Annotated in this window: 12 protein-coding genes; 9 read left to right on the top strand and 3 right to left on the bottom strand. The window is 71.5% G+C overall.

Annotated elements, in window-relative coordinates; translation table 11 throughout:
- Positions 1–19: 19 nt before the first annotated feature.
- Genes ACIQBL_RS29060 through ACIQBL_RS29050 form a run of 3 tightly spaced genes read left to right on the top strand, consistent with a single transcriptional unit; the run spans position 20 to position 3,790 of the window.
- A complete protein-coding gene (locus tag ACIQBL_RS29060; RefSeq protein WP_401946248.1) occupies positions 20–1,372 on the top strand; it encodes a Rieske 2Fe-2S domain-containing protein in 1,353 nt (450 codons plus the stop codon).
- 5 nt (positions 1,373–1,377) lie between these two features.
- Positions 1,378–2,814, top strand: coding sequence for a glutamine synthetase family protein (locus ACIQBL_RS29055; RefSeq protein WP_401946245.1), 1,437 nt, complete (start codon positions 1,378–1,380; stop codon positions 2,812–2,814).
- Positions 2,804–3,790, top strand: a complete 987-nt coding sequence (locus ACIQBL_RS29050; RefSeq protein WP_401946242.1) for a PDR/VanB family oxidoreductase — start codon at positions 2,804–2,806, stop codon at positions 3,788–3,790. The genes ACIQBL_RS29055 and ACIQBL_RS29050 overlap by 11 nt, the downstream gene beginning before the upstream one ends.
- A 58-nt stretch (positions 3,791–3,848) precedes the next feature.
- Here the strand turns inward: ACIQBL_RS29050 and ACIQBL_RS29045 are convergent, their stop codons facing one another.
- Complete coding sequence (locus ACIQBL_RS29045; RefSeq protein ID WP_401946240.1) at positions 3,849–6,671, bottom strand: BTAD domain-containing putative transcriptional regulator; 2,823 nt, start codon at positions 6,669–6,671, stop codon at positions 3,849–3,851.
- A gap of 218 nt (positions 6,672–6,889) precedes the next feature.
- Between ACIQBL_RS29045 and ACIQBL_RS29040 the strand changes: the two genes are divergently transcribed.
- On the top strand, positions 6,890–7,642 hold the full coding sequence (locus ACIQBL_RS29040; RefSeq protein WP_401946238.1) for an IclR family transcriptional regulator: 753 nt from the start codon (positions 6,890–6,892) through the stop codon (positions 7,640–7,642).
- Between the two features lie 298 nt (positions 7,643–7,940).
- Entirely contained in the window at positions 7,941–10,373 is a 2,433-nt protein-coding gene (gene pepN / locus ACIQBL_RS29035) for an aminopeptidase N (protein ID WP_401946236.1), read from the top strand.
- Positions 10,374–10,384: 11 nt separating this feature from the next.
- Here pepN and ACIQBL_RS29030 read toward each other — a convergent pair whose 3' ends face one another.
- Entirely contained in the window at positions 10,385–11,563 is a 1,179-nt protein-coding gene (locus tag ACIQBL_RS29030; protein ID WP_401946234.1) for a CdaR family transcriptional regulator, read from the bottom strand.
- 200 nt (positions 11,564–11,763) lie between these two features.
- Here ACIQBL_RS29030 and ACIQBL_RS29025 point away from each other — a divergent pair, with 200 nt between their 5' ends.
- Genes ACIQBL_RS29025 through ACIQBL_RS29010 form a run of 4 tightly spaced genes read left to right on the top strand, consistent with a single transcriptional unit; the run spans position 11,764 to position 15,544 of the window.
- Positions 11,764–12,696, top strand: coding sequence for a substrate-binding periplasmic protein (locus ACIQBL_RS29025; protein ID WP_401946879.1), 933 nt, complete (start codon positions 11,764–11,766; stop codon positions 12,694–12,696).
- 9 nt (positions 12,697–12,705) lie between these two features.
- Positions 12,706–13,461, top strand: coding sequence for an amino acid ABC transporter permease (locus tag ACIQBL_RS29020; RefSeq protein WP_401946232.1), 756 nt, complete (start codon positions 12,706–12,708; stop codon positions 13,459–13,461).
- Entirely contained in the window at positions 13,458–14,252 is a 795-nt protein-coding gene (locus ACIQBL_RS29015) for an amino acid ABC transporter ATP-binding protein (protein WP_401946231.1), read from the top strand. The genes ACIQBL_RS29020 and ACIQBL_RS29015 overlap by 4 nt, the downstream gene beginning before the upstream one ends.
- Positions 14,249–15,544: an NAD(P)/FAD-dependent oxidoreductase gene (locus ACIQBL_RS29010; protein WP_401946229.1), complete on the top strand. Its 1,296-nt coding sequence runs from the start codon at positions 14,249–14,251 to the stop codon at positions 15,542–15,544. Before ACIQBL_RS29015 ends, ACIQBL_RS29010 begins: the two co-directional genes overlap by 4 nt.
- On the opposite strand, the gene ACIQBL_RS29005 is transcribed toward ACIQBL_RS29010, so the two are convergent.
- Complete coding sequence (locus ACIQBL_RS29005) at positions 15,530–17,644, bottom strand: MMPL family transporter (protein ID WP_401946227.1); 2,115 nt, start codon at positions 17,642–17,644, stop codon at positions 15,530–15,532. The genes ACIQBL_RS29010 and ACIQBL_RS29005 overlap by 15 nt on opposite strands.
- Positions 17,645–17,759 lie beyond the last annotated feature (115 nt).

Raw genomic sequence — 17,759 nt, 5'->3', positions numbered from 1 at the left:
TTCCCCCGAAAGGCGTCCCATGCGCGAGGAAGAGAACACCCGGCTCACCCGGACCGGGCCCGGCACCCCGGCCGGTGAATGGATGCGCCGCTACTGGCAGCCGATCGCCCTCAGCGAGGAACTCGACGGCGTACGGCCCCTGGTGGCCCCCAAGGTGATGGGCCAGGACCTGGTCCTGTTCCGCGACGAGGACGGCCAACTCGGGCTCGTCGACCGGGGCTGCCCGCACCGGGGCGCCGACCTGGCGCTCGGCCGGCTGGAGGACGGCGGACTGCGCTGCTGCTTCCACGGCTGGCTGTTCGCCCGCGACGGCTCCTGCCTCGACACACCCGCCGAGCCCGTCGACAGCCCGCTCAAGTCCCGTGTTCGACTGGGCAGTTACCCGGTCCGTGAGATCAACGGCATCATCTGGGGCTATCTGGGCCCCGGCGAACCGCCCCAACTCCCCGCCCTGGACTGCTTCCAGGCACCCTCGGACCACGCCTTCGCCTGGAAAGGGCTGCTGGAGTGCAACTGGCTCCAGGCCCTCGAAGTCGGCATCGACCCCGCCCACGCCTCCTACCTCCACCGCTTCTTCCAGGACGAGGACCCCGCCGACAGCTACGGCAGACAGTTCCGCGCCGCCTCCCAGGGCACCGACCTCCCGATGACGAAGATCCTGCGCGAGTACGGCCGCCCCGACATCGACGCCGTCCGCACCCCGTACGGCATCCGCATCACCGCCCGGCGCACACTCGACGGAACGGACACCCAGGGCCTGCCCATGGACAGCAGCCGTACCCATGTCCGCATCACCCACCAGGTGTTCCCGCACGCCTTCCACATCCCGCTCGACGCGGAGACGGCGATCACCCAGTGGCATGTGTCGATCGACGACAACTCCAGTTACTGGTATGCCCTGTTCACCAGTGTGGGCGGCCCGGTGGACCAGGCGGAGATGCGCCGCCAGCGGGTCGGCGCGGTCACCCTGCCCGACTACCGGCCGCGCTTCGGCCGCGCGAACGGCTACGGCTACGACCCGGTGGAGCAGCGCACGACGACGTACACCGGGCTCGGCTTCGACATCAACGTGCACGACCAGTGGGCGGTGGAGGGGCAGGGGTCCGTCCAGGACCGGACCCGTGAGCATCTGGGCCGCTCCGACAAGGCGATCGTGATGTACCGGCGGATGCTCGGGGAGGCCGTCACCGCGGTGGAGCGCGGCGAGGATCCGCCGCTCGTGCTGCCGGCCGAGGAGGCGGGGCGGCTGTACGGGCCGGTCGCTCTGGACGGGATCGGGCCCACCGAGGGCTGGCTGGAGCACTGGACCGCCGTCACCGACAAGCAGCGCGCCGACAGCAGTTGGGCGCAGCCGCTGGGAACGGACGGCTGAGCGGCGTGGGATTCATCGAACGGCACGGCCTGTGGAACCCCGAACAGGCCGCCGCCGCACAGGAGATACAGGCACGTGCAGAGAGTGGCGGGATGACAGTGGTACGGCTGGTCTTCGCCGACCAGCACGGTCTGCTGCGCGGCAAGACCGTCACCACAGGCGAACTGCCCAACGTGCTGCGCGACGGCACCGGCATCGCCTCGTCCCTGCTTGCCAAGGACACGTCCGGGCGGACCGTGTTCCCCCTTTTCACCAAGGAGACGCCGCTCGGGCTGCCCGAACTGCGGGGCGCCGCCGACATGGTGATGGTGCCGGACCCGCTGACCTTCCGGATGCTGCCGTGGTCGCCGGGCACGGGCTGGCTGCTGTGCGACCTGCGCTTCACCTCGGGCGCGCCGGTCCCGCTGTGCACGCGCGGGCTGCTGCGTTCGGTCCTCGACCAGGCCGACGGACTGACGTACCGCACCGGTCTGGAGGTGGAGTTCCATCTCTTCCGGCTCGACGATCCGCGTCTGGGCCCCGGCGACCAGGGCCAGCCCGGTGCCGCGCCCGAGGTCGGCATGCTGAACCACGGTTACCAGTACCTCAGCGAGCTGCGGTACGACGAACTCGACCCCATCCTCGACGTCCTGCGCGCGAACATCGAGGGCCTTGGACTGCCGTTGCGCAGCCTGGAGGTCGAATTCGGCCCGAGCCAGGTCGAGTTGACCCTCCAGCCCGCCGACGGCCTGGGCACCGCTGACGCGATGGTGCTGCTGCGGAGCGCGGTGAAACAGGTCGCCGCCCGCCACGGCCATCACGCCACCTTCATGTGCCGACCTCATCTGCCGGGCGTCTTCTCCAGCGGCTGGCATCTGCACCAGAGCATGCTGCGGGACGGCGTGGGTGTCTTCGCGCCGGAGAGCGGCGAACTCGGCGCGTCCGGGCCGCCGTTGTCGCCGTACGGGACCGCCTTTCTGGGTGGGTTGCTGCGGCACGCGCGGGCCACGAGCGCGTTCTCGACACCGACTCTCAATGGTTTCAAGCGCTTTCGCTCGCTGTCGTTGGCGCCGGACCGTGCGGTGTGGGGGCGGGACAATCGGGGGGCGATGGTGCGGGTGCTGGGTGACGGGCCTTCGTCCACCCGGCTGGAGAACCGGATCGGGGAGCCGGCCGCCAACCCCTACCTCTACCTCGCCTCCCAACTCGCCGCCGGACTGGAGGGCGTGGCAGGTGGCCTGGAACCCGGGCCGGCCGCCGACGAGCCCTACGCCGCACGCGCCGAGCCGCTCCCCCGCTCACTGGACGAGGCCCTGGACGCGCTGGAGTCCGACCGCATGCTCGCCGACCGGCTCGGCAAGGACTTCGTGGCGTACTACACGAGCATCAAGCGGGCCGAGATCACCCGCTTCGGCCAAGAGGTGACCGACTGGGAACAGCGGGAGTACTTCCGTGTCTTCTGACCTCGCCTCCCCCGGAGCGACGACCGAACGGCTCCTGGTCCGGCAGGCCCGCTGGGTCGCCCGTGATGTGGTGGAACTACGGCTGACCAGGGCCGCCGGCGGAGCCCTGCCGGCGTGGGAGCCCGGCGCGCACATAAAGTTGACCCTGCCCTCGGGGCTGCGCCGGGCCTACTCGCTGTGCGGGGACGTGGCGGACACCGAGGCGTGGACGGTCGCCGTGCACCGCGCGCCCGAGGGCCGGGGCGGCTCCCGGGAGATCCATGAAACCGCCCTGGTGGGGCGGGAGTTGGAGGTACGCGGACCCGTCAACCGCTTCCCGCTGGTACCGGCGGAGGGCTATCTGCTGCTGGCCGGCGGCATCGGCGTCACCCCGCTGCTGCCGATGGCCCGCGAACTCACCGCGCGCGGACTGCCCTGGCGACTGGTCCTGGGCGCCCGCGACCGTACTCGGCTCGTGTACGCCGAGGAGTTGGTGGCGTTGGGCGGGGGCCGGGTGCTGCTCGTACCGCAGGACGAGGCGGGCCTGCCGCACCTGGCCGCCGAACTCGCCGCAGCTCCGCCCACGCATGCCGTCTACGCCTGCGGCCCGCAGCCGATGCTCGACGCGGTGACGGCTCTGTGCCGTACGGCCGACCCGGCGCGGGCACTGCATCTGGAACGCTTCACCGCGACCGACGACGCCCACACCGATCGACTCAGGTCGTCTGGAGGGGAGTTCGAGGTGGTGCTGACCCGTTCGGGTCTGCGGCTGACCGTGCCCGCCGACCGTTCCGTGCTGGACGTCGTACGGGAGAAGCTCCCGGACGTGCCGTACTCCTGCGAGGAGGGCTACTGCGGCAGTTGCGAGACGCCGGTCACGGCCGGGCTCCCGGACCATCGCGACACGGTGATCGACCCGTCCGAACGTCCCGGCGCCACCACGATGATGATCTGCGTGAGCCGCTGCGGCTCCCCGGTGCTGGAGCTGGATCTCTAGCTGCGGGCCGGGCATAGCGCTCGGCCTCCGTGTCGACAGGGAGCCGGAACCGCGCCCGCTACGTCAACGGCCGTTGCCCGATGCGGTCGTTGAGGCGGGTGCGGAGGGGATCGTCGTCGGGCAGGCCGAGTTCGGTGGTCAGGGCGAGTGCGCGGGCCCAGACCTCGTCGGCGGCGTCGGGCTGTCCGGCGCTGTGGTGGCTGTCGCCGAGGCAGAGCAGGCAGGCGACTTCACTGTGCCGTTCCCCGGTCGCGTGGAACCGCCGGGCCGCCTGCCGGTAGTGGTCGACCGCCTGCTGGTATTGGCCCAGTTGATGGTGGATGTAGCCCAGGCTGTCGGAGATGTGGGCCTGCCCGGCCAGGTCTCCGGCCGCCCGCGCGAGTTCGAGAGCCTGCTCGCAGTGTGCCAGCGCGCGGAGGTGGTCGCCGAGGTGCGCCTGCCGCCAGCCGATGTGGTTCAACGCCGCGGCCTGTCCTGCCCGGTCGCCCGCCGCCCGGTAGTGCTGCAGACTCAGGTAGGCGTGTTCCAGCACCAGTTCGGAGTTCCAGTGGACCGCCGACATCCGCGAGAGGTGCTGATGGGTTCGGGCCTGGCCCGCGTCGCTGCCCAGCGCGGCGAAGAGTTCGAGCGCGCGCAGATAGTGCTCCCGGGCCGGTTCCGGGCACCTCAACCGGTCCAGGGCCAGGCCCAGACCGCGGTGGGCGCCCGCCCGGCCGGCCAGGGATGCCTCTCGTTCGGCGGCCATCAGCGCGCTGTGCGCGGCGGTCAGCAACGCCTGCCAGTACCCGTGCCGGTCCAGGAAGGTGGTCAACACGCTGACCAGCCGCCACACATGACCGTCGAAGCCGGGCTGCGGCTGCCGCACGATCTCCAGCAGCACCGGATGCTCGGCGACGAACCAGGCCACCGCCCGGCCGTAGTCCTCTGGTTCCACCGCGTTCGCCCCCGGACTGGGCGCGGGCACCTCCACGGGGTTGGGCTGCGGGGTCACCAGCACGTCGGCGGCCCGCGCCGAGTGCAGGTAGTGGTCCATCATCCGGTGGAGCGCCGCCCGTCGTTCCCACTCGTCGTCGTACGCGGTCACGAGTTCCCCGGCGTACACCCGCAGCAGGTCGTGGAAGGCGTAACGCCCCGGAACGTGCTCCACCAGCAGGTGTCCGCCGGTCAGTTCGGCGAGCAGCGCGCGGACGCGGTCCGGTTCCAGCCCGGCCAGGGCGGCCGCCGCGCGCTGGTCCAGGTCCGGCCCGGGGTGCAGCGCCAGCAGCCGGAACAGCCGGGCCGCGGGTCGGCTGAGCGCGCTGTAGGACCACGAGAACACCGCCCGTACCTGGCTGGCCTCCTCACCCCCGTCCAGCGCGTCCAACCGGCCGCCCGCCACCCGCAGTTGCTCCGCGAGTGTCCTCAGGGGCTGTCGCGGATGGGCGGCGGCGCGTGCCGACACCACGGCCAGGGCAAGGGGCAGTCCCGCGCACCAGGTGACGACGTCCGCGACCGCTTCCGGTTCGGCCGCGACCCGGTCCACCCCCAGCCGCTCCGCCAGTACGTCCCGTGCGGCGTCCGGCGTGAGCGGGTCCACCGCGAGCAGATGGGCGCCCTCCGTGGCGGCCAGCCCGGTCAGCCGGTTCCGGCTGGTCACCAGCGCCATGCAGCCGACCGCGCCCGGCAGCAGCGGGCGGACCTGTTCCTCGTCCCGTGCGTTGTCGAGTACGACCATCATCCGGCGCCCCGCCAACAGGCTCCGGTACAGGCCGACTTGGGCCTCCAGGCCCGGCGGCACCCGCTCCGGCCGTACCCCGAGGGCGTCCAGGAACCCTCGCACCGCTTCGGTCGGGGGCATCACCGATCCCTGTGGATCGAACCCGCGCAGGTTCACGTACAACTGCCCGTCGGGGAAGGCGTGTTCCACTCGGCGCGCCCAGTGCACCGCGAGCGCGGTCTTGCCCACCCCCGCCATGCCCGACACCGCCGAGATCACCACGGCGGCGGACTCGCCCTCGGCCGAGGCGAGGATCGCCGCGAGTCTGGCCAGTTCGTCGTCTCGGCCGGTGAATCCCCGTACTGCCATGGGGAGTTGGGCGGGATGCTCGGTCTGTCGTACCACCGCCGTCAGCTCGGGACGCGGGGCCGACGCGGAGCGGTGGCCGCGCAGGATCGACTGGTGCAACTGACGCAGCGCCGATCCCGTGTCCGTGCCCAGCTCCTCCGCCAGCCGTTTCCGTACGGTGGCGTAGCAGTCCAGGGCCTCGGCGCTGCGGCCGGTCTCGTGCAGGGCCCGCATCAGCGCCTCGGCGAGGGGTTCCGCGAGCGGGTACTCGCCGAGGAGGCCGGTCAACGGGCCGATGAGGGAGGCGGGTTCGCCGTGACGCAACTCCGCGCGGGCCCAGCCGACGGCCGCGTCCTGGTGCTGGCGCCGCCAGGCTTCCCTCATCCGGGCCGCCCACTCGCCGTTCAGGCCGGACAGCGGCTCCCCGCGCCACAGACCCAGTGCCTCGCGCAGCAGCCGCGCCCGCTCCGGGCCGGCGGGCCCCGCCGCCCGCGCCTGGTCGACCAACTGCCGGAACCGGTACACGTCCACCTGGTCCGGACGGGCCTCCAGGAGATATCCGCCCGAGCGACGCACCAGGCACAAGGGTTCCCGCGCGGACTCGGCACCCTGCTCGCACACCCGCCGGATCCGGGCGACATGGGCGTGCACGGCACCGCGCGCGCCGTCCGGCGCACGCGGGCCCCAGACCCGCTCGATGACCACGTCGACCGCGACGGGCCGGCCGACGTCCACGGCCAACGCGGCCATCACGGTGCGGCGTTGGGGCGGGCCCACCTCCACCGCGTTTCCCCCCACCGACAGTTCCACGGGCCCGAGCAACTGCACCTCCACCATTCCTCCACCTCCCCTCCTGGAAGACTCCTCCTTTTTCTCGCGAACGCGTGTGCGGCGCGACAAGGCTTCGACAAGGTTTCCAGCCACACACCGGTGCGAATCTGCTGGGGAACGGACGGACTCTGACCGGGGTCCGTCCCGGCACGACGGAAGGGCCGTCGCCTGGCGGCTGCGCAACAGGCAAAACGGGGGCGAGACGTGTGATCACACAAGGAGTGATGGCACCTGAGACACGGGTGCCGGTACAGCGGCCGGAGGCGTTACCGGCCGCCGCCGCGGGGAACGCGGGAGGACGGAGCGTGCTCGAAGGCGCGTTCGCGCTGTTGGAGGCGGTGGAGCGGACCGTGGAGGCCGGGCCGACAAGGCTGGCGGCCGACTGCGGGCTGCCCAAGACCACCGCGTACCGGCTGCTGGAACAACTGGCGGACCTGGGCGCGGTCGAACGGAGCGGAGGAAGTTATCGGGTGGGCCCGCGGATGTTCCTCCTCGGGCGGGCCTGGCAGCCGCATCCCCGGCTGCGCGCCGTCGCACGCGAGCCGATGCGGCGGCTGGCCCAGGTCACGGGCACGACGGTGGGGATCGCCGTGCTGTGGAAGGGCGAGACGCTGATGGTGGAGTGGTGTCCGGACGACGCCGAACGACCCGATCCGCTTCAGACCCGAATGACCTGGCCGTGGTTCACCGCGGCGGGCAAGGTGCTCGTGGCCATGTCCGCACCGGCACCACTGCTGGGCCCGCTTCCGGCGTCCTGGTCGCGCGACGCCGCGGCGATACGGCAGCGGGGCGCCGCGTTCGACCGCGAGGAAGTGGTGACCGGGGTGTGCTGCGCGGCGGTTCCACTGCGCGGACCACGCGGTACTCCCGTGGCGGCCCTGTGCGTCCTCACGGACCCCGCCCACCACTTGGAACGGCTCGCGGAAACAGCCCGCCGGACCGGCCTGGTGATCAGCGCGGGGTTGCGGGGGCGGTGACGGGGGCGGGGCCGGCGGTAGGGGTGGGTGCTCGGGCGGGGGCGAGTATCCGCCTTGCCGGCGGCCCCGGATGCTGGCGCCGCGAATGTGACACTTCCTACCGGGAGTGTCACATTCGCGGAACTGGGACCCTGCCGCCCGTCGATCCGCCCACAGCATCCGCGAACCGGCCCCACGGACCCCCCTCGCCCTTCCGGCCCCCATCCGCCCTTGCCCGAGGCGAACCGCCGCGAAAACCCTGCGCTCCCCGTCGATCTCCGTCGTACGCTGACGGCCGCTGTCTGCCGAGGGAGGACACATGGGGATCCGAAGCCTGACCCGCACCGAAGCCGAGCGTCGGGCCGAGCTGGTGGTGGTCGAGCGGTACGACGTGGACGTCGATCTGACCGCGCTGCCGGACGGGCCGGAGGTGCGCTGTGTCTCCACGGTGGTGTTCACCTGTCGAGAGCCGGGCGCGGAGACCTTCGTGGACTGTGCGGCACAGGTGGTGAGCGCCACGCTGAACGGCGTCGCCCTCGCCCCCGGCGAGGAGGGGCGGATCCAACTCCCCGGCGTCGCCGCCCACAACGTGCTGCGCGTGGAGAGTGTCCAGGCCGACACCACCACCGGCGAGGGCGTGCACAGGGCGACGGACCCCGCCGACGGCGAGGTGTACGTATGGATGAGTTTCGAACCGGACGAGGCCCGCTTCGTGTGGGCGTGCTTCGACCAGCCGGACCTCAAGGCCCCGCACGCCTTCACCGTCACGGCCCCGGCCGCCTGGACAGTCACCAGCAACTCCGGAGACGCGCGCGTCGAGGAGTCGGACGCGGCCCGCCGCTGGACCTTCCCGGACACCCCGCCCCTGTCGACGTACAACACGGTCATCAACGCGGGCCCCTTCCACGAGGTACGCCGCGAGGCCGACGGCCACAACCTGGGCCTGTACGCCCGCCGTTCGCTCGCCGAGGTCCTCGACCGCGACGCCGACGAGATCTTCACCCTCACCCGTCAGGGCCTCGCGTTCTACGCCCGGGCCTTCGCGATGCCGTTCCCGCAGCGCCGCTACGACCAGGTGTTCATGCCGGAGTTCGGCGGGGCGATGGAGAACTACGGCTGTGTGACCTGGTCGGACGCCTTCCTGCGGCGGGCCGCGCCGACTCCCGCCGAACACGGCCTGCTGGCAAGGGTGTTGCTGCACGAGATGGCGCACATGTGGTTCGGCAACATCGTCACCATGCGCTGGTGGGACGACCTCTGGCTGAACGAGGCGTTCGCGGAGTTCGCCTGCCACTGGGCCGCCGAGCAGGCCACCCGGCACACCGACGCGTGGGCGAGCCATCTGATGATCGGCAAGATCAGCGCGTACCTGTCCGACCAGGGGCCCGCCTCGCATCCGATCCACCAGCCCATCCACGACGTCGCGCAGGCCGCGTCGATCTTCGACAACATCACCTATCCCAAGGGCGCGTCCGTCCTCCAGCAGCTCAAGACGTACGTCGGCGAAGAGCACTTCAGGAACGGCATGGCCGCCTACTTCTCCCGCCACGCGTGGCGCAACACCACGCTCCAGGACCTGATCGACGCCCTGTCCGAGGCCAGTGGCCGCGACCTGGACACCTGGCGCACGGCCTGGTTGGGGACGGCGGGGACCGACCGTTTCTCCCTGGAGCGCGACGGCGACACGGTCACGCTGGTGGCCGACGGCGACCCGCGTCCGCAGGTGCTGGCGGTGGGCGCGTACGCCAGGAACGGCGACGCGCTCGAACGCCGGGCGCTGGTGCGGGTCGAGGTGACGCAGACCCGGACCCCGGTGACCGACCTCCCGTCGGCGGACGTCCTGCTGATCAACGACGACGACCTGACCTTCGCCACGACCCGCCCGGATCCCGCGAGCAGGGACGAACTCTTCCGTACGGCGGCGCAGTTGCCCACGGCGATTTCCCGGGGCGTGGCCGCGGCGACCGTGTGGGACATGCTGACGACCGGCGAGGCCACGGCGGCGGAGGCCGGGCGGTGCCTCACCTCGGTACTGGCGGCCGAGACGTCCGACGCGGTGATCGAGCCGTATCTGACCCTCGCCGCGGACATCGCGGAACTGTGGGCGCCGGCCGACGAGCGGGCCGCGTTGTCGGCGGCGGTGGCGGCGACCTGCCGGCGCATCGCCGCGGACCCCGGGCGCCGGCAGGTCGCGCTGCGCGGGCTGGGCCGTACCGCGACGACCGCGGACGATCTCGCCTGGCTCCGCGAACAGGCCGGTGACGACGTGGACTTGAGCTGGCGTGCGCTGGTCCGTGCGGCGGAGCTGGGTGGCGACATCGCCTCGGAGTCCGACCGCCTGCTCGCGCGCGACCCGGACCCCGACGCCTGGCTGCGTGCCCTCACGGTACGAGCGGCCCTGCCGGACGCCGCCACCAAGGCGGAGGTTTGGCAGCAGCTGGTCGTGGACCGCACCGTCCCCATCAACTCGTTCGGTCTGGTCGCGGCGGCCTTCTGGCGTCCCGGCCAGGACACGCTGCTGGCCCCCTACGCCGAGCGCTATCTGGAGGCGATCCCGAAGCTGCACCAGGGCGGCATGATCCTGGCGATGAGCCACACCCACCGCCTGTTCCCGGTGCACGCCATCGACCCGGACTACATCGAACGGGCCCGGCAGGCGTCCCAGGAGGCCGTGCCGGTGGTCCGCACCACGCTCCTGGAGCGTTCGGACGAGGTGAGCCGTATGCTCCGCGCGCGCACTGCAAGGGCCTGACCTTATGTCCTTCAACGCCCCAGCCGGTCGGCCAGGCAGGCGAGATACAGGGCCATGGCCGTCCGGTACTCCCGCAGCGGGCGGCCGGTGATCTGCTCGATCTTCTGCATCCGGTAGACGACGGTGTTGCGGTGGATGTGCAGGGCCTCGGCGGTGCGGACCAGGTTGAACCCGCTCTCGCACCAGGCGGTGACCGTGTCGCGCAGTGCCGGCCAGTCCGGCTGGGCGCGCAGCTCGGTGGCGGTGAGTTCCAGCAGCCGGTTGCGGGCGGACTGGCTCACCGCCGTCACCATCTGGTGGACGCGCAGGTCGGTGACCAGGTGGACGGGTGCGGCCTCCGCGAACCGGGCGCCGAGGCGCAGCGCGTCGCACGCGTCCTGGTAGGAGTCGTGCAGGCCGCCCACGGAGGTCGCCGCCTCACCGATGCCGGCGCGCGCCGCGAGGCCGTCCTGGGCGGCGATGAGATCGGTGACCCGTCGGCAGTCGGCGGCGAGGGAGGCCGTGGAGCGTCCTGCGGGCAGGCGGTGCAGGACGCCGATCCAGCCGGGCGCGGTGGACGCGACGATGTCCTGCGGGTCGGCGAAGAACTCCCCCACGGTGCGCAGGAGTTCGGAGCGGACCAGGGCCATGTCCCGGGTCCGGGCGCTGCCCTGGCGGCGGGGCGCCGGGTGGGGCACGGTCACCTCGAAGGCCACCGCGACACGTTGTAGGCGCAGGTCGTAGCCGAGTTCGGCGGCGCGGAACACGAGGAAGTCGCCCTCGACGACGTGAGGGTCGTAGGACGCGATGTCGGCGAGGAGTTTCTCGGCGGCCCGTTCGGCGAGGAGCCGGGAGCGCAGCATCACGGACTCGCGGAGCAGGATCTCCGTCTGGCGTTTGACGAGCAGGCCGAAGCGGCGCACCTGGGCGGGTGTGCCGGTGATGCCGACCGTGCCGACGGCCTGCCCGTTGGCGATCAGGGGGAGGGTGACTCCCGGGCGTACGCCGCGTAGTTGCTGTGCCTGGGACGCGCTGTGCGTGGCCGGTTCCTTCGTGCGGACGACGTCCACGGACGCCTCGTGGAAGCTGCCGACACGGCTGCTGTCGCCGCTGCCGATGACGATCCCCTCGGCGTCCGTGATCAGCACGTTGAAGCCGATGACGGCGGAGGTGTCCCCGGCGATCTCCTGGGCGAGTGACGGGCTGAGCACGGGGTTTCCTCCCGTCGCGGGCGAGCCGGATTGGACGCACCGTACAGCGGAGCGCACGAATCCGGCCACAACTTCGTACGAAGTGGACGGTGACGGAGGACCGGCCGGTGCCTAGCGTATGGGCCCCATCACTCCCCCGCCGAGGGCACAACGCGGTGAACGGCGGGTCCCTTCAGTACCGATACGGAAGGCCCGTGCCGATGATCCGTGTGCGCTCGCTCGTCGTGGCGTTGTCCGCGACGCTGCTGTTGTCCACCGTCGCCGCCTGTGGTTCGGGCGGCGACGACGCCCCGAAGAACGTCTCCGCGAAGACCGCCGCGCTGGGCACGCTCACGCCCGGCGTCCTCAAGGTCGCCGTCCAGCCGTACGCGCCCTACACCACCGTGCGGGGCGGGAAGATCGTCGGCCTCGACGGCGACATCCTCACCTACGTCGCGAAGAAGCTGGGCCTCCGGATCAAGCCGCAGGTGACCGACTTCGCCGGCATGCTCGCCGGGGTCCAGTCCCGCCGGGTGGACATCACCGTCGGCGGGGTCGCCTGGTCCGCCGACCGGCAGAAACAGGGGCTGTTCACCGATCCGCCCTACTACTCGCCCCCGGCGATGGCCGTCCGCAGCGGCAAGACGTACAAGACGGTCGCCGACCTCAAGGGCCTGGACCTCGGCACCGTCGACGGCTACGTCTGGGCCAAGTCGATCCAGTCCGTACCCGGCGCCAGGCTGCACGCCTACCCGGACGCCACCGGTGTGTTCGACGATCTCGGCGCCGGCCGCATCGACGTCGGCTTCCTGGACCCGCTGATCATCATCGCGGCGCAGAAGCAGCGCCCGGACCTGAAGATCGCCACGGAGTACCTGACCTCGCCGACCGCCGCCGAGGTCAGGGCGAAGCCCGCCTACCAGTACTTCGAGCAGTACCAGACGGGCTTCTATCTCCCCAAGCAGGCAGGCAGGTTGGAGCGGGCGGTCTCCGCCCAGATCGACGCGATGTACCAGAACGGCGAGTTGGCGAAACTCGTCACGAAGTACGGCGGAGATCCCGTGCAGTTCCTCAAGCCCGCCGCCGCTGTCGCCGCCGCACGCCGCGGTGTGGACCGGCCGGGCGACTGGACTCCGCCGTCCATCGGAAAGTGAGGGGCTGACATGTCCGGTCTCTTCCAAGTCCCCTGGTCCGACTACCGGTCCGACCTGATCGCCGCTCTCTGGCGCACCGTCTCGTACACGGTGGTCAGCTTCACCGGCGCGGTCGTGCTCGGCCTGGTCGTGGCACTGCTGAGGCTCAGCAAGGCCTGGCCCGCACGCGCCCTGGCCGCCGTCTACACGGAGATCTTCAAGAACGTCCCGCTCCTCGCGATCATCTTCCTCACCTACTTCGGCCTGGCCTCGGCGGGCATCCGGCTCGACGTGTTCACCGCCGGTTGTCTCAGCCTGGTCGTCTTCTACGCCGCCTATCTGTCCGAGATCTTCCGGTCGGCGATCAGCGGGGTGCACGACGGGCAGACCGAGGCCGGTGAGGCGCTGGGCCTGGGCAGGGTGGGGATCTTCGTCCACATCGTGCTGCCGCAGGCGGTCCGGCAGGCGCTGGCCGGCACCAACACCATGCTCGTCGACCTGCTGAAGTCCACCTCGCTGCTGGTCACGGTGTCCGCCGCCGAGCTGATGTCGGAGGGGCGGCTGATCACGTCCTCGACGTTCCGGGCGCTGGAGGTGTACCTGGTCATCTCGGCCATCTACTTCGCCCTGTGCTACCCCCTCTCCCAACTCCTTCTGCTGCTGGAGCGCAAGGTCCGGGCAGGCGTCCCCCTGTCCCCCTGGCGACGACGCCGGGTGCGTACGGCCCGAACGCTGCTTGCCGCCGACCTCGGCGTGGGAGCCGATGTGAAGGAGCCGGCCGTATGACCGAGCCCGTCACCACGGCGAAGACAGCCCCAACTGCCCACACCGACGCGGTCGTTCGGATCGAGGGACTGAGCAAGTCCTTCGACGGCCGGCTCGTGCTCGACGAGGTGGGTCTCGCGGTCGGGCGCGGCCGGATCGTCAGCGTCATCGGGCAGAGCGGCGGCGGCAAGACGACCCTGATGCGCTGCGTGAACCTGCTGGAGCGGCCCGACCGGGGCACGGTCGAGGTCGCCGGGGAAGTGGTGCACCGCGACGGCCGCACCGTCTGCCGCGACCTGCCCGCGCTGCGCCGCACGGTCGGCATGGTGTTCCAGCGCTTCAACCTCTTCCCGCATCTCACGGCCGTGGAGAACATCGTGGTCGCCCAACGCAAGGCCGGTGTACCGGAGTTGGAGGCGCTGGAGCGGACCGTCGCCCTGTTGCGCCGGGTGGGGGTGGCCCATCGCGGTCTCGCCCTGCCCGACCGGCTCTCCGGCGGCGAGCAGCAACGCGTCGCCATCGCCCGCGCGTTGGCGCTCCGGCCCGAGGTGCTGCTCTTCGACGAACCCACCTCGTCCCTCGACCCGGAGGCCACCCGCGAGGTGCTGAGCGTGATGCGCGAACTGGCCGCCGACGGCATGACGATGCTGCTGGTCACCCACGAACTCCCCTTCGCCCGCGAGGTGTCCGACCACGTCGTCTTCGTCGACGGCGGCCGGATCGTGGAGGAGGGCCGGCCACAGCAGGTCATCGACCACCCCCAACAGGCCCGCACCCGTGAGTTCCTCGCCTCCTACGGATCGACGTCATGACCGGGCACGGCGGTCCGGTCGTCGTGGTCGGCGGCGGTGTCGTAGGACTGTGCACGGCCTACTACCTGGCCGAGGCGGGCCTGGAGGTGGAGATCGTCGAGCGGCGCGCTCTGGGTTCCGGGGCGTCCCGGGGCAACGCGGGCTGGGTCTGCCTCAGCCATTCGACACCGGTCCCGGCCCCCGGTGTGGTGCGCTACGCGCTCCGCTCCCTGGGCCGCCCGGACTCGCCCCTGTATCTACGGCCCCTGCCCGACCCGGCGTTCGTACGGTGGCTGTGGCGGTTCTGGCGCAGCAGCACCCCGGCCGCGTTCCGGCGCGGCTACACGGCGATCGCCGAGCTGAACCGGACCACGTTCGACCTCTTCGACGGGTTGCGCGCGGCCGGTGTCGAGACCAGCCTGACCCGGCCCGGGATGGTGCACGCGTTCCTCTCCCCCGCCGAGGCCCGCCACCATCTCGCCGTCCAGCGGCAGATGGCGCACGGCCGCTATCCGATGCCGGACGACGTGGTCACCGGCGACGAGGCCCGCCTCCTCGACCCGGCACTCTCCGCCCGGGTCCGCGCGGCCTATCTCGTCGAGGGCGAGGGCGTGGTCGATCCGGAGGCGTTCGCCCGTGCGCTGGGCGAGGCCCTCGCCGCGTCCGGGGTGAAGATCCACGAGAACACGGAGGCCACCGGGTTCCGCGCCGAGGGGAACCGCGTCACCGCGCTGCGCACCGCGACGGGCGAGATTCCCTGCTCGGCCGTGGTCATCGCGGCCGGCATGCGCTCCTCGCACCTGCTCGGCTCGCTGGGGCATCCGCTGCCCTTGCAGGCGGGGAAGGGGTACAGCTTCTCGGTCGACCTGGATCCGGCACCCCGGCACACGCTGTACTTCGGCGAGCGCAGGGCCGTAGCCTCGCCGATCGGGCCCACCACACGCATCGGCGGCACGATGGAGCTGAGCGGCAACAACAACCGGCTCGACTGGCGCCGTGTCGTCGCCGTCGCGCTCGCCAGCCGGCACTACCTGGGCCGCTGGTTCGACGACCCGGACGATCTGGTGAGCCTGATCCGCGATCCCTGGGTCGGCGGGCGGCCCTTCCTGCCCGACGGACTCCCGGTCGTCGACCGCGTCCCCGGGCACGACAACGCGTTCGCGGCGACCGGGCACGGCATGCTCGGCGTCACGCTGGGCCCGGTCACCGGCCGCACCCTCGCCGACTATGTCCGCACGGGGCGCCGACCCGACGTCCTCACGCCGTTCCGCTTCAACAGGGGCCCTTGGGGCGGAGGTTCAACCGGTCGGTGACGTCGGCTCGGGCCGGGGCTCGGGCCGTTCCGGGTGCGGAGAGGAGGGCTGTACGCGCAGCGGGCGGGCCGCCCAGGCGGGCAGGTGCCAGTTCCAGCCGCCGAACAGGGAGACGAGGGACGGGACGAGCAGCATCCGCACGATGGTCGCGTCCAGCAGGATGCCGATGCCGAGGCCGGTCGCCAGGGTCTTGAGGTCGGTACCCGGTCCCGAGGCCAGTGCGGCGAAGGCGAGGAAGAGGATGAGTGCGGCGCTGGTGACGAGTCGGCCGGTGCGGCCGATACCCTCGACGACCGCCTCGTCGGTCGAGTGGCCGGCGTCGTACTCCTCCCGGATGCGGGAGAGGATGAACACCTCGTAGTCCATGGACAGGCCGAACAGGAACGCGAAGACCATGATCGGGATCCAGAAGGTGACGGCCCCGGTGGCGGCGATGCCGAAGACCGCGTGGGAGCCGTGACCGTCCTGCCAGAAGATCACCATCAGGCCCAGGGTCGCCGCCAGTGAGATCAGGTTCAGCAGCACCGCCTTCAGCGGCAGCAGCAGCGAGCGGAAGGCGCGCACGAGCAGGATGTACGTCAGCAGCGCGATGATCGTGAGCATCAGCGGGAAGTTGCCGTAGACGGCGTGCAGGAAGTCGATCTGTGCCGCGCCGACGCCCGCGACGCCGACAGCTCCGGGCAGGTGCTCGGTGGCGGTCTTGACCCGTCTGACGACGTCGACGCTCTTCGAGTTGACCGTCTCGGTGTCCGGGATGACGACGACGATGCTCTGTCCGCCCCGGTTTCCGGCGGGCCCGGTCGGCACGAACACGCTGCTCACGCCGTCGACCTTGGCCAGTGCGGCGGCGACGGGTTTCGCCTGGTCGGTGCTGACCAGGACCTCCATCGGGGTCAGCGCGCCGGTCGGGACGCCGCCGCGCTCCAGGGTCTGGAGGGTCTCGTAGGCCGGGCCGTTCTTGGCCAGCGACTCCGAGGAGGCGAGGCCGATCTTGATGCCGAGGAAGACGCCGACGAGGGCCGCGAGCGCGGCCAGGGCGGCGCCGGCCGCGATCCAGCGGCGCCGTACGACGGCGGTGGTCCAGCGGATCCAGAACCGGCTCGCCCGGTTCTCGTGCCGGATCTTCGGCCAGTCGACCTTGGGTCCGATGCCGCCCAGGATCGCGGGGGTCAGGGTGAGCGTCGTCAGCACGCTCGCGAGGGGGATGAGCGCACCGCCGTAGCCCATGCTTCTCAGGAACGGGACGGGCAGGACCACCAGGGAGAGCAGGCCGATGGCGACCGTGACCCCGCTGAACACGATCGCGTGCCCGGCGTGCTCCATCGCGACCACGACCGCGTCGTGGTTGTCCCGGCCGCGGTCGCGCTCCTCGCGCCAGCGGGTGACGAACAGCAGCGAGTAGTCGATCGCGACGCCCAGGCCGATGAGGGCGACCAGGAACTGCACGATGAACGACACGTCGGTCGCGTAGGTGAGCGGCAGCAGCATCACGAAGGTCGCGAGGATCGACACCGCGGCCACCAGCAGCGGCAGCAGCGCCAGGAAGGAGGCGAACACGAAGGCCAGGACGGCGAGTGCGCCGACGGCGCCCAGGAGCGTCTCGCCGAGTACCCCGGGCCCGCCGCCGTTGTTACCGCCCGAGGCCAGGGTGTCCTCGCCCGTCACCCCGATCGCCGCGCCCGCCGGCATCGCCTGCTGCGCCGCCGCCCGGATCGGGTCGGTCAGCAGCTTCTGGCCGGGTGACGGGTTGAAGCGGTAGAACACCAGCCCGTAGGCGGTACGGTCGTCCTTCGTCCGGAACGCCTTGTCGCCGGTGTTCGCCTCGTCGATCACCCGCAGGCCCGGTGCCGCCGCGCCGACGGCCGTGAACACCTTCCCGACGTCCGTCTCGTGACCGGTGACCGTCTGCCCGGCCGGGAGAGTGACCGAGACCAGATAGGGATTCGTGTCACCGCCGCTGCCGAAGGCCTTCTCGATCTTGTGCGCCGTCACGGTGCCGGGCTGGCCAGGCAGCGAGAAGTCGATCGTCAGCCGGTCCGTGGTCCGGCCGGCCAGCGCGATGCCGGCGATCAGCACCAGGCCCCAGAACGCCACCACCATTTTGCGATGCCGCAGAACGAATTCGGCCCACCGTCGCATGCCGGACCTTCCCCGGTTCGTAGGTTGCACGAGCCTAGCCCGCCGCCCCGTTCCTCCGCTATCGGGATAATCCATC

It is taken from the genome of Streptomyces sp. NPDC088350, assembly GCF_044753545.1.
Classification (GTDB): Bacteria; Actinomycetota; Actinomycetes; order Streptomycetales; family Streptomycetaceae; genus Streptomyces.
The sequence above is the reverse complement of the archived record's forward strand: the minus strand, read 5'-3'. Positions and strand labels throughout refer to the sequence as shown.